The following is a 12,741-nucleotide window of genomic DNA, read 5'->3' as shown; positions in this document are numbered from 1 at the left end:
CGGGTTACCGCTCGTCGAGTTTCGCCTTGATCTTCTCCGCGGTGATCGGCATCTCGTTGATGCGGACGCCGACCGCCTCGCGGACGGCGTTGCTCAGCGCGGGCGGCACGGTGTTGGTCGGCACCTCCGCGACGGACTTCGCGCCGAACGGGCCGGTCGGCTCGTGGGTTTCGACGAGGATGCTCTCGATCGGCGGCGTCTCCGACGCCGAGGGGAGGCCGTACTCGTCGAAGTCGGATACCTCGGCGCGCCCCTCGTCGTCGACCGTGACCCCTTCGCTGACGGCCATCTCGTAGCTCATGTGGTTCGCGCCTTCGATCTGCCCTTCGGCCATCCCGGGGTTGATCGCGACGCCGCAGTCGACCGCGACCGCCAGCTTGTGCACCTCGAACTCGCCCGTCCGCTCGTCGACGGTGACGTCGGCGAACTGCGCCGCGAACGGCGGGGGGCTCTCCTCCGTGGAGTGGGTGCCTTTCCCGAGGATGTGCTCGCGGTCGTCGTGGCCGTACACCGACTCGTAGCCGACGTCTTCGATCGTGACCGAGTCGCCGGTCTCCTCGCTGTACACCTCGCCGTCCTCCGTCTCCAGGTTCCCCGCGGGCTCGTCGAGCATCCGCGACGCCCAGTCGAGGATGCGCTCCTTGGCGTCCTCGGCGGCCTTCTTCACGGCCATGCCGCTGATGTAGGTGGTCGAGGAGGCGTACGCGCCGTAGTCGAACGGCGTGTTGTCGGTGTCAGAGGACTTGACGATGATGTCGTCCTCGTCGCAGCCGAGCACCTCCGCGGCGATCTGGATGAACGCCGTGTCCGCACCGGTGCCGATGTCGACGCCGCCGACCTGGAGGTGGAAGGATCCGTCCTCGTTCATCATGATCTGGGCCGCGCCGAGCTCGTCGCCGGCGACGCCGGTCCCCTGCGCCGACAGCGCCATGCCGACGCCGCGGTGCAGGTGGTCCTCTTCAGGCTGGTCGATATCGTCCCACCCGATCGCCGCCTTGCCGCGCTCGATGCACTCGTCGAGCCCGCAGGAGCGGATCCGGCGTTCGGCGCCCTCGCCGCCCATCATGCCGGCGATCTCGTCCAGGTCACCGACCTCCATGTAGTGGTCCCGACGGAACTCGATCGGGTCGAGATCGAGGTCGCGCGCGACCTCGTCCAGGTGGCCTTCGAGCGCGAGCGTCCCCTGCGGCGCGCCGTAGCCCCGCATCGCGCCGGTCTGGGGCGTGTTCGTGTGCACGATGTCGGCCTCGAAGCGGGCGTTCGGCACCTTCGAGTACAGCGGCATCGGCTTGCTGCCGACGTTGCCGGCGACCGTCATGCCGTGGCTCCCGTACGCGCCCGTGTTCGAGAGCGCGTACAGGTCGATGGCCTCGATCTCGCCGTCGTCCGTGACGGCCGTCCGCGCCCGGACTTTCATCGGGTGGCGCGAGCGCATGGCGCCGAACTCCTCGTCGCGGGAGGCCTCGTAGATGACGGGTCGGTCGGCCGCGAGCGACAGCGCGAGCGGGATCGGCTCGACGACCATTGCCTGTTTGCCGCCGAAGCCCCCGCCGACGCGGGGCTTCTTCACGCGGACGTCCCGGATCGGGATGTCGAACAGGTGCGCCAGCTGCCGGCGGGTGTGGTTCGGCACCTGCGTGCTGGTGATGAGCACCGTGCGGTCGTCCTCGTCGGTGTAGGCGAGCGACGTGTGCTTCTCGATCTGCGCGTGGGACTGGCGGATCGTCTCCCACTCGGTCTCGTGGACGTGGACGTCGTCGCGGTCGAGGGCGGCGTCCACGTCGCCGATCTCGCCCTCGATGTTGGACATCCGGTTGCGGTCGTAGTCGTGGCCGACGATCTCGTTTTCCACCTCGTCCTGATCGAACAGCTGCGGGGCGTCCTCGTCGAACGCCTCCTCGGGGTCGACCACGTGGTCGTACTCCTCGTACTCCACCTCGACGGCGTTGGCCGCGGCCGCCGCCGTCTCCCGGTCCTCCGCGGCGACGGCGGCGACGGGATCGCCCACGTAGCGCACGTGCTCGTTGAGCACGTTCATGTCCCACGGGCTGGGCTCGGGGTACGACTGGCCCGCGCTCGTGTACTTCGCGTCCGGGACCTCGTCGGACCACGGCGTGAGGACGGCGTGGACCCCGTCCATCGCCTCGGCCGCGTCGGTGTCGATCGCCGTGACGCGGCCGTGCGAGACCTCGCTCCGCACGACCTGGGCGTGCGCCAGGTCCGGGAACCGCTCCTCGTAGTCCGCGGTGTACTTCGCCTCGCCGGTGACGAGCTTCCGGTCGTCGAACTTCTCGGCCGGTTGCGAGACGCTCTTTCGCTCGTCGGGCGCCTTGTCGTTGTTCGCCGGCTCGTCCCACTCGAGCGGGTGCTCCTCGAAGTCGTCCGGCTCCTCGGTCGTCGGCTGGGACGCGGTACCGCCGTCGGGCTTGGGGTCTGTCGGTTCGTCAGTCATCGGTATCACCGTCGTCGGCGCCGTTCGTCGGCCCGGCCTCGGGACCGCCGTCGGCCGCGACCGAGCGGTCGTCCCGCAGTCGGTCGGCCGCGTCGAGGATCGCCTCGACGGGTTTCTGGTAGCCGGTGCATCGACACAGGTTGTCGTCGATGGCCTCGCGGACCTCCGCCTCGGAGGGGTCCGGGTTGTCCGCGAGCAGCGACTTCGCCTCGATGATCATCCCGGGGATGCAGAAGCCGCACTGCACGGCGAAGTGGTCCACGAACGCCTCCTGGATGGGGTGGAGGTCGTCCTGGCTCCCCAGGCTCTCGATCGTCTCTATCTCCGCGTCGTCCGCGTCGCGGGCGTCCACGCCGCAGGCCATGCGCACCTCGTCGTTTACGAACACCTTCGACGCGCCGCAGACGCCGCCGTCGCAGCCGCACTTCACGCCGGTGTAGCCGTTCCGTCTCAGTACCGTCGCCAGGTCGTCGTCGGGACCGACCTCCGCGCTCGTCGGTTCGTCGTTGATGGTGAGTTGGATTTCCACGGTAATTCCTCCGTTAGGTTTCGGCGCGTCTGACACGCGCCCGTCGTGGTCGAACAGTGGGTCTCAGCGCCACATATATCTATGGGTCACTTTCGCACACGACGCCGCGCGCGGCCCCCACGCGTCCCACACAGGCTTGCCAAACGATTGCCGGCCCGTTGGCCGCGGCGTGGCGGTCCGAGTCCGACGATAACGTTTTGAACGCCTCCCCGGATCGTTTCCCCCATGGAGATCGCACTCCTCGGCGGAACTGGTGACATCGGCGAAGGGCTCGCGCTACGCTGGGCCCGCGACTCCGACCACTCGGTCATCGTCGGCTCGCGGAAGTCCGACAAGGCCGAGCAGAAGGCGAACGAGTACTACTCGCTGCTGAAAGACCGCGGCGTCACCCCCGACGTCGCCGGCTACGGCAACGAGACGGCGGCGGAACTGGCCGACGTCGTCGTCGTCAGCGTCCCGCCCGAGTACGCCCCCGACACCGTCGAAGCGGTCGCGCCGGTCCTCGACGACGAGGACGTCCTCGTCAGCCCGGCGGTCAGCATGGACAGGGACGCGTCGGGGTTCCACTACGACCCGCCCGCGGAGGGAACCGTGGCGGAGGCCATCGCGGCGGTCGCGCCGGACGACGTGCCGGTCGTCGGCGCGTTCCAGAACCTCGCGGCGGGCGCGCTCAGCGATCTCGACAACGACCTGAACGCCGACGTCGTCGTCACCGGCGACGACGCCGACGCGAAGCGGACGGTCAGGCGGGTGGCCGAGGACGTGGAGGGGATCCGGGCGCTGGACGGCGGTCCGCTCGCGAACAGCGGGGTCGTCGAGAGCGTGACGCCGCTTCTGATCAACCTCGCGATGAACAACGACGGGATGCACGACCTCGGCGTCCGGTTCGAGTAAGCGCCTCTCCTTCTCGGCCGGTCGCCGTCCCCGCCTTGTGTCGACCCGAACCGTTATTTCGGGGCCGTCGTATGTGGGCGTATGGCGCGGACGCGCTACCCGACTAGCCGCCGGTCCTACCTCGCCGCCGTCGGCGGGACGCTCCTGACTGGCGGCTGCCTCGGCCGGTCGAGCACTCCCACGATACGGATGGGCGTCGTCCCCGACGTCGACCCCGACACCGCGATAAGCCAGAACACCGGGCTCGCGGACTATCTGGAGTCCCGCCTCGACGCGACCGTCGACCTCAGCACGTCGGCGGACTACGCCGGGATGGTCCGATCGATGGCCGCGGAGCAGGTGGACCTCGCCTACTTCGGCGGCGTCTCCTACGTCCTCGCCCACCACCGCGCCGGCGCGGAACCCGTCGCCGTCGGCGCTCGAAATGGGTCGACGGAGTGGCGGTCGGCGTTCGTCGCCCACGCCTCGACGGACCTGTCGAGCCTGTCGGACGCGGCGGCCGCGCCCGGCGACTACGACCTCGTCTTCGGTGACCCGATCAGCACGAGCGGGACGGTGATGCCGACCTACTACCTCCGGACGGAGTACGACACCGCGCCCGAGGACTTCGGCTCGACCACGCACGTCGGCGCGCACGACGCCACGGCGAAGGCGATCGGCAACGGCAGCGGCGACGTGGGCGCGCTGAACGCCCGCATCTACGACGCGCTCGTCGAGCGGGGCGACGTCGGCAACGAGGTCGTCGAACTGTGGCGCACGCCGGGCTTTCCCGACTACCCGTGGGCCGTCGCCCCCTCCGTCGACGCGGAGCGGACTCGGCGCATCCGCGAGGCGTTCACGGAACTCGACGACCGCGACCGGACGGCGATCCTCGACGAGCAGAACGTCGACGAGTACGTCCCCGCGAGTCACGACGACTTCGCGTCGCTGAACGAGGGCGTCGAGATGGCCGGGCTGCTCGACGAGGACGGGGGGGAAGGGCGATGACCGACGCCGAGCACGAACTCCGGTTCGACGGCGTTAGCAAGGCCTTCGACGGGGAGCCAGCGGTGCGGGACGTCTCCCTCCGGATCGAGGGCGGCGAGCGCGTCGCGCTCGTCGGGCCATCGGGCGCGGGCAAGACCACTCTGCTCCGGATCGCCAACGGCTCGGTCCGTCCTGACGCCGGCCGGGTCACCTTCGACGGCGAGCCCGCGACCAGCGCCGAGGTCGCGCTCGCCTACGGCGGCGACACGCTCGTCGACCGGCGGACCGCGCTGTCGAACGTCCTCAGCGGGCGGGTCGGCGATCTGCCGTGGTGGCGCGGCCTGCTCGAACCGCTGGTGCCGAGCGACCCCGGTCCGGCCCTCGAACTGCTGGAGGCCGTGGGCCTTCGCGGGAAGGCCGACGTGCGGGCGGACCGGCTCAGCGCCGGCGAGCGCCAGCGGGTCGCTCTCGCCCGCGCGGCAGCGCAGGACGCGCCGGCGGTGCTGGCCGACGAGCCGACGGCGAACCTCGACCCCGCGTCGCGGTCGAACGTCCTCGACGTGCTGGACGCGGTCGCCGGCGACCGCATGCTCCTGACGGTGTTGCACGACGTCGACCTGGCGCTGGAGCGCTACGACCGCGTGGTGGGACTGGCCGACGGCCGCGTGCTGTTCGACGAACCGGCCGCTCAGGTGACCGACGACCTGCTCGCTGACCTGTTCGCGGCGGGGGCGTCTACTCCGGACCGGGACGCCCGACCGGACCGTGAGCCAGCACTCGCGGCGACGACCGACTACCCCGCGAAGGAGCCAGAGTGGCATGTCTGACGGGGCGCCGAACCGGCCGGCACCGGCGTTCGAGCGCGACGCCGGCGCGGGCGTCCTCTCGAAGCGGCGGCTCGGCTGGCTCCTAGGCGGCTCCCTCCTCGTCCTGCTCTCGGCGTGGGTCGTCGATGTGGACGCGGCCGCGCTGGTCTCGCCGGGGGCGCGCGAGCAGATGGCGGCGTTCGTCGCCGAGGGGATCCCGCCCGACGTCAGCCGCGACTACCTCCTCGGCCGGTCCGCCAGGGACGGCCTGCTCTGGGCGGTCGTCGAGACGCTGGGGATCAGCGTCGTCGCGACCGCGCTCGCCGTCGTGCTGGCCGTCCCGCTGGCGCTTCTGAGCGCGGCGCCGGTCACTCACCGCGGGCCGCTGTACGCCGACGCCTCCGGCACCCGCCGGGCCGTCGGCCGCGCGGTCGCCGGCGGGAGCCGGTTCCTCCTCAGCTTCCTGCGCTCGGTGCCGGGGCTGGTCTGGGGCTTCCTCTTCGTCACCGCGGTCGGCCTCGGCCCCTTCGCCGGCGCGCTCGCGCTCGGCGTCCACAACGCTGGCGTCCTCGGAAAGCTCTACGCGGACTTCCTGGAGGACACCGACCCGCGGACGACGGAGGCCGTGGCCGCGAGCGGCGCGACCCGGTTCCAGGCGGTCTGTCACGGGATGGTCCCGCAGGTGACCGCGACGGTCGCCTCCTACACGCTGTACCGCTGGGAGTGCACCATTCGCTCGGCGACGATCCTCGGCTTCGTCGGCGCGGGCGGCATCGGCTACTACCTCGTTATCACGATCCAGCGGCTCCAGTACCCCAAACTCGTGACGGCGATCGCGGCCGTCTTCGCGCTGGTCGCCCTCGGCGACGCGCTGGCCAGTCGGCTCCGCCAGCGGCTCACCTGACGGCGGGCGGCGTAACGGGGTGAAGGTTCGCGTCCCGCCGCGAACTTCACCGCGACCATACGACCGACAGAAGAGAGACAGCAAAGCGCCCGTCGCCGACGGCCCGCCCGTCACTCGGCCGCGCGCTTCCGGACCGCTTCGAGGAGCACCTCGGTGCCGGTGACGATGTCCTCCCACTCGGTGTACTCGCTCTCGCGGTGGCTGATCCCGTCGACGCTCGGCACGAAGATCATGCTCGTCGGCGCGATCTTGTTGAGGTAGTTCGCGTCGTGGCCGGCGCCGCTGACGAGGCGCGTGTACTCGCAGCCGACCGTCTCGGCGGCCTCGACGACCGTCTCGATGCAGCCCTCGTCGAACGGGTCGGCGTCGACGCGCATGATCTCCTCGAACTCGTACTCCAGCCCCTCGCGCTCGGCGGCGTGGGCTATCTCCCGCTGTATCTGCTCGACGGCGGCGTCGACGGTGTCGTCGTCGTACGAGCGGAAGTCGACGGTGAACTCGACTCGCTCGGGGATCACGTTGATCGCGTTCGGCCACACGTCGACGCTGCCGACGGTGCCGACGAGGTCCGTCCCTTCGGTCGCCGTGATCCGCCGGACGCTCTCGGTCACGTCCGCCGTCGCGACGAACGCGTCGCGGCGCATGTTCATTGGCGTCGGCCCGGCGTGGTTCGCCTGCCCCTCGAAGGTGACGTTCATCCACGAGAAGCCGAACACGCCCTCGACCGCCGCGACCGGGGTGTCCTCCTGTTCGAGGAACGGCCCCTGCTCGACGTGCATCTCGAAGTAACAGTGGAGGTCGCGGGGCTCGCAGGGCTCGTCTCCCTTGTAGCCGATCCGCTCCAGCTCCTCGCCGAACGTCTTCCCGTCCTTGTCCTCGCGCTCGTACGCGTAGTCGAGGTCGAACTGGTCGCAGAACACGCCGCTGCCGAGCATGTCCGGCTGGAACCGCACCCCCTCCTCGTTGCTCCACGCGACCACTTCGAGCGGGCGGTCGGTGGTCACGTCCGCGTCGTTCAGCGCCTCGACGACCTCCAGCCCGCCGAGGACGCCGATCACGCCGTCGTAGCGGCCGCCGTTGTACTGGCTGTCGATGTGGGAGCCGAACATCACCGGGTCCGCGTCGGGGTCCGCCCCCTCGCGCCGCCCGAAGATGTTCCCCATCTCGTCGATGCTGACTTCCAGCCCGGCCTCCCGGAACCACTCGACGAGGGTGTCTCTCGCCTCCCTGTTCTCGTCGGAGAGGGAGGGGCGGTTCACGCCGTCGCGCTCGGTCGCGCCGATCTCGCTGAAGTCGTCGAACCGGCGGCGAAATCGCTGCTCGTCGACAGTAACGTCCACCATGCGACGATCCACCGCGGGGCCGAACTTCAACATTCCGGCTGGGTGTCCTGGGAAACGATCCGACACACGGGCCACACGCCGCGCAACCGACCGAAAGAACAAAACCTCCGATCCACGAGTCACGATACATGCCCTCAGTTAGCACGGACTCTATCGAGTTCAGGAACGCCCGCGTTCTCGACGGGAGCGGCGGGGCGGCGTTCACCGCCCACGTGCTCGTCGACGACGGTCGGATCCAGCGCGTCGGCGACGACCCCGCCGGCGCGGACCGCGAGGTCGACCTCGGCGGGTCGTACCTCGCGCCGGGGTTCGTCGACATGCACGCGCACTCCGACCTGCGGCTGTTCGAGCACCCCGTCGCGGAGGAGAAGCTCACCCAGGGGATCACGACGGAGGTGCTGGGACAGGACGGCGTCAGCGTCGCCCCGGTACCGGAGGACCTGCAGTCGGAGTGGGCGAAGCGCATCCAGTCGCTCGACGGCACGCTCGGCCGGGAATGGCCGTGGAACACCGTCGCCGAGTACCTCGACGCGCTCGACGAGGCGGCCCCGGCGGTCAACGCCGTCCACTACGCGCCCCACGGGAACCTCCGGTCGCACGTCGCCGGTTTCGAGGACCGCGAGCTCTCCGACGACGAGGTCGCCGACCTGCGGGAGCGACTCGAAGCGGCCATCGACGGGGGCGCGTTCGGGCTGTCGAAGGGGATGATCTACCCGCCGAGCTCCTACGGCCGGGAGCCGGAGCTGGAGGCCCTCGCGGAGACGCTCGCCGAGCGGGACTCGTTTATGATCTCCCACGTCTGGAACGAGACGGACCGCGTCGTCGAGTCGATCGAGCGCTACCTCGACCTCTGTCACCGCGGCGGCTGTCACGCCCACGTCTCCCACCTGAAGGTCGGCGGCAAGCAGAACTGGGGGAAGTCCGAAGAGGTCGTCGAACTGTTCGACGAGGCGGAGGCCCGCGGCCAGCGCGTGAGCTTCGACCAGTACCCGTACACCGCCGGATCGACGATGCTGACCGCGCTGCTGCCGCCGTGGGCGCGTCAGGGCGAGGCCGACGACATCGTCGACCGCCTCCGCAGCGAGGCGGACCGCGAGCGGATCGCCGAGGACATCGCTGCCCCCGGCGACTGGGAGAACCTCGCCCGGGCGGCCGGGACGTGGGACAACATCCTGATCACCCGGACCGCGAGCGGCGACTGTCAGGGCGAGACGATCGAGGAGATAGCCGAACGGCGGGGGGCCGACCCGGTCGACGCGATGTGCGACCTGCTGATAGCCGAGGACCTCGACGTGACGATGGCCGACTTCGTGATGGACGAGGGGGACATCGAGCGCTACCTCGCGGACGAGCGCGGGACCTTCTGCACGGACGGCATCTTCGGCGGGAAGCCCCACCCGCGCGCCATCGGGGCGTTCGGCCGCATCCTCGAACGGTACGTCCGCGACCGAGAGGTGTTGTCGCCTTCGCTGATGGTGCACAAGGCGGCCGGCCGCCCGGCCGACATCCTCGGCCTGCGGGACCGGGGCTACGTGAAGGAGGGCTACGTCGCGGACCTCGTCGCGTTCGACCTCGACGCCGTGTCGGCGAACGCCACCTACGAGGACCCCTTCCAGCTCACCGACGGCTTCGAGTACGTGCTGGTCGGCGGCCGCGTCGCCGTCGAGGACGGCGAGGCGACCGGCGAGCGCAACGGCGACGTGCTGCGGTCGACCGACGAGTGGGGCGGCGACGCCAGACCGTCGCTCGACCGGTCTGCCGACGAGTAGTCGTCCCGGCGCGGCTCGCTCCGTCCCGCCACATCGCCACACGCGCCCACAACCGTCGCAAATCGAGCCGTAGCGGCCTCGCGGCCGCCGCGCCGTGGGCCATGTGTTCCCCACCCATACTTATTTATCGGGTGTCGCGTTACTTCCGAACGGATTCCCAATGAGCGATAGCAAACAGGTGTTCGACAGAGGCGACCGTGTGGGCATCTACCTGCAGGATAAGCACTCGCTACAGGAGAACCTCGAACTCGTCCAGTACGCGGAGGAACAGGGCATCGACGAGATCTGGCAGGCCGAGTCCCGACTCGCGCGCGACGGCATCACGCCGCTCGGCGCGTACGCCGCCGTCACGGACGAGATCAAGCTCGGGACGGGCGTCATCAACAACTGGACGCGCAACACGGCGCTCATCGCGCAGACGATGAGCACGCTGGAAGAGCTCGCGGGACCGGACCGGATCCAGTGCGGGATCGGGGCCTGGTGGGACCCGCTGGCGGAGAAGGTCGGGATCGACCGCAGCGGCGCTCTCCGCGCGATGCGCGAGTGCGTCGAGGTGACACAGGACCTGCTCGACATGGAGAACGTCACCTACGACGGCGAGTTCGTCCAGATGCGCGACGTGGAGCTCGACGTCGTCCACGGCGACTCCGGGCCGCGAACGGTCCCGGTCTACGTCGGCGGGACGGGGTTCAAGATGCTCGAACTCACCGGTCACTTCGCGGACGGGGCGCTGCTGAACTACCTCGTCAGTCCGGAGTACAATCAGAAGGCGCTCGACGCGCTCGAGACCGGCGCGGAGCGCGGCGGCCGCTCGCTGGAGGACATCGACCGCCCGCAGCTGGTCGTCTGCTCGATGGACCACGACGAGGAGAAGGCCCTCGACAACGCGCGCGAACTCATCACGCAGTACCTCGGACAGCAGCCCCACATCATGAAGGCAAGCGGCGTCAGCCAGGACCTCATCGACGAGGTGGGCGAGGCCATCGGCGGGTGGCCGGCCGACAAGGAAGACATCAAGGAGGGGATGGACCTCATCCCGGACGAGGTCGTCCACAAGCTGACGGCTAGCGGTCGGCCCGAGCAGTGCCGCGAGAAGGTCCGCGAGTACGCGCAGAACGGCTGCCAGTGCCCCATCCTCTACCCCCTCGGCGACGACCGCGAACTGATGATCGACGAGTTCGCCGACGGCTACCTGTAGACGACGGGCTCGCGGCTTCACTTCTCCGACGACGTTCACCCTCCGCGTCCGACGCCGAACAGCGACGCCCGTTCGCTCGGTCGCCGCGAAAAATAGTCCGCCCGTCGGCTCGTCGGCGCCGCGGTCAGTCGTCGGCCGCCGGGGCCTCTGCCCCGCCGAACAGCGCCTCGACCTCGGAGATTTCGGGGTCGATCCGGTTGACATCGCCGGTCGCTTTCTTCGCGCTCTCGGTGTCTTTCAGCCCGAAGCCGGTGGAGACGACGACCACGGTCTCGTCCTCCTCGATGATGCCCCGCTCGAGCGCCTTCTTCACGCCGGCGACCGGCGTCGCGCCCGCGGGCTCGGAGTAGATGCCCTCCGTGCTCCCCAGGAGCTTCTCGCCCTCGAGGATCTCCTCGTCGGAGACTAGCAGGGTGTCGCCGCCGCTCTGCTGCGGTGCGCGGCAGGCCTTGATCGTGTTGCGCGGGCGGCCGACGGCGATGCTGTCCGCGAGGGTCTCCGCGATGTCGTCGATGTCCTCGTGGCCCTGGAACGCGTCGTGGATCGCCGACGCGCCCTCGGCCTGCACGCCGAGCATCTTCGGGTAGTCGTCGACGTAGCCGAGGTCGTAGAACTCCTTGAAGCCCTTCCACGCCCCCGCGATGGTGCAGCCATCGCCCATCGAGAAGACGACCCAGTCGGGCACCTCGCCGCGGACCTTCGACTGCTCGGCGAGCTCGTGGCCGACGGTCCGCTTCCCCTCCACCTGGAAGGGGTTGATCGCCGCGTTGCGGTTGTACCAGCCGTACTCGTCGGTGACTTCGACGCTCAGGTCGTACGCCTCGTCGTAGGACCCGTTGACCGCCAGCACGTCGGCGCCGTACACGAGCGGCTGGGCGAGCTTCCCGGCGGGCGCGTCGCCCGGGACGAAGATGCGGCAGTCGAGGCCGCCCCGCGCGGCGTACCCGGAGAGCGAGGCGGCGGCGTTCCCCGTGGACGCGCACGTGATGATGTCGCGGCCGGCGTGACGCGCCTTCGTCACCGCGATGGAACTGGCGCGGTCCTTGAAACAACCCGTCGGGTTGCGGCCGTCGTCCTTGACGAGCGTCTCGACGCCGAGTTCCTCGCTCAGGTTCGGCGCGTCGAACAGGTCCGTCCCGCCCTCGTTGAGGGTGACGACGTCCGCGTCGTCGTCGACCGGCAGGAACGCCTCGTACTTCCACTGGCTCCGGATGTTCCCGTCGAGATCGGCGTCGAACTCGTCGTGGATGACGTCGTAGTCGTACTTGACCTCGAGGATGCCCTTGACCCCCTCGTGCTCGGGACAGGTGTAGATTATCTGGTCCGGATCGTACTCCTTCTCGCAAATAGTACACTCTAACGTGGTGACGTGCTCCATCGCCATACGGACCAACAGGCGTGGCCGGTACTAAAAACCATATGCCGCCGCGCGCGGGAACGGGCTCACCGCCGGGCGAGGGCCGTTTTCGCCCCGTAAACGGTGTGAACACGTGACACATTTCGTCGCAATCTCGGCGTGGCAAATGTGTGGCGCTCCGCCGGAGGTCAGGTTTATCGTGGAGCGTGCGCATCTCCGTCGCATGTCCAACGCATTTCGGTCGGCGGTCACGGGACCGTCCGGTCGGACGGAGTACGTCCACCTCCCCGACACCGACCAGTCGTTCGAGAACGCGCTGGCGAAGGCCCGCGACGGCGAGCGCCTCTCCGTCGCCGACGGCGTCGAACTCCTCGCGACGGGGACCGAGTCGCCCGGCATCGACCACGAGCGCAAGGAGGCGGTGTTGCAGGCCGCGGACCGCCGCCGCGCGGAGGAGGTCGGCGAGGAGGTGACGTTCGTCGCGAACCTGAACAACAACGTGACGACGGCGTGCAACACCGGC

General features: G+C 69.6%; 10 protein-coding genes and 1 pseudogene. 7 read left to right on the top strand and 4 right to left on the bottom strand.

The genetic code is table 11. The features are described from left to right. Window positions 1-4: 4 nt before the first annotated feature. Window positions 5-2,452 (bottom strand): xanthine dehydrogenase family protein molybdopterin-binding subunit, encoded by a 2,448-nt coding sequence (locus tag D8670_RS16970; RefSeq protein WP_121819318.1) that lies wholly within the window; start codon window positions 2,450-2,452, stop codon window positions 5-7. Next, window positions 2,445-2,981: a (2Fe-2S)-binding protein gene (locus D8670_RS16965; protein WP_121819317.1), complete on the bottom strand. Its 537-nt coding sequence runs from the start codon at window positions 2,979-2,981 to the stop codon at window positions 2,445-2,447. The genes D8670_RS16970 and D8670_RS16965 overlap by 8 nt, the downstream gene beginning before the upstream one ends. 225 nt (window positions 2,982-3,206) lie before the next feature. Between D8670_RS16965 and npdG the strand changes: the two genes are divergently transcribed. The 4 genes from npdG to phnE all read left to right on the top strand — a co-directional run bounded on the left by npdG (window position 3,207) and on the right by phnE (window position 6,551). Next, entirely contained in the window at window positions 3,207-3,875 is a 669-nt protein-coding gene (npdG, locus tag D8670_RS16960; protein ID WP_121819316.1) for an NADPH-dependent F420 reductase, read from the top strand. A gap of 81 nt (window positions 3,876-3,956) precedes the next feature. Further along, a complete protein-coding gene (gene phnD / locus D8670_RS16955; protein ID WP_121819315.1) occupies window positions 3,957-4,862 on the top strand; it encodes a phosphate/phosphite/phosphonate ABC transporter substrate-binding protein in 906 nt (301 codons plus the stop codon). Beyond that, a complete protein-coding gene (locus D8670_RS16950; RefSeq protein ID WP_121819314.1) occupies window positions 4,859-5,668 on the top strand; it encodes a phosphonate ABC transporter ATP-binding protein in 810 nt (269 codons plus the stop codon). Before phnD ends, D8670_RS16950 begins: the two co-directional genes overlap by 4 nt. Continuing rightward, a complete protein-coding gene (gene phnE, locus D8670_RS16945; protein ID WP_121819313.1) occupies window positions 5,661-6,551 on the top strand; it encodes a phosphonate ABC transporter, permease protein PhnE in 891 nt (296 codons plus the stop codon). Before D8670_RS16950 ends, phnE begins: the two co-directional genes overlap by 8 nt. A 110-nt stretch (window positions 6,552-6,661) precedes the next feature. On the opposite strand, the gene D8670_RS16940 is transcribed toward phnE, so the two are convergent. Continuing rightward, the gene (locus D8670_RS16940) at window positions 6,662-7,894 is read right to left on the bottom strand and encodes a Zn-dependent hydrolase (protein WP_121819699.1); all 1,233 of its coding nucleotides are present in this window, start codon (window positions 7,892-7,894) and stop codon (window positions 6,662-6,664) included. Window positions 7,895-8,022: 128 nt separating this feature from the next. Between D8670_RS16940 and D8670_RS16935 the strand changes: the two genes are divergently transcribed. Together D8670_RS16935 and D8670_RS16930 are read left to right on the top strand one after the other, a co-directional pair. After that, the gene (locus tag D8670_RS16935) at window positions 8,023-9,663 is read left to right on the top strand and encodes an N-acyl-D-amino-acid deacylase family protein (RefSeq protein WP_121819312.1); all 1,641 of its coding nucleotides are present in this window, start codon (window positions 8,023-8,025) and stop codon (window positions 9,661-9,663) included. Window positions 9,664-9,823: 160 nt separating this feature from the next. Further along, window positions 9,824-10,861, top strand: a complete 1,038-nt coding sequence (locus tag D8670_RS16930) for an LLM class flavin-dependent oxidoreductase (protein WP_121819311.1) — start codon at window positions 9,824-9,826, stop codon at window positions 10,859-10,861. 124 nt (window positions 10,862-10,985) lie between these two features. Here the strand turns inward: D8670_RS16930 and thrC are convergent, their stop codons facing one another. Further along, entirely contained in the window at window positions 10,986-12,245 is a 1,260-nt protein-coding gene (thrC, locus tag D8670_RS16925; protein ID WP_121819310.1) for a threonine synthase, read from the bottom strand. A 196-nt stretch (window positions 12,246-12,441) separates the two neighbouring features. Here thrC and D8670_RS16920 point away from each other — a divergent pair. Further along, a pseudogene (locus D8670_RS16920) lies at window positions 12,442-12,741 on the top strand (7,8-didemethyl-8-hydroxy-5-deazariboflavin synthase subunit CofH); the annotation flags it as partial.

It is taken from the genome of Halostella limicola (genome assembly GCF_003675875.1).
GTDB classification, from domain to species: Archaea; Halobacteriota; Halobacteria; order Halobacteriales; family Natronoarchaeaceae; genus Halostella; species Halostella limicola.
The sequence above is the reverse complement of the archived record's forward strand: the minus strand, read 5'-3'. Positions and strand labels throughout refer to the sequence as shown.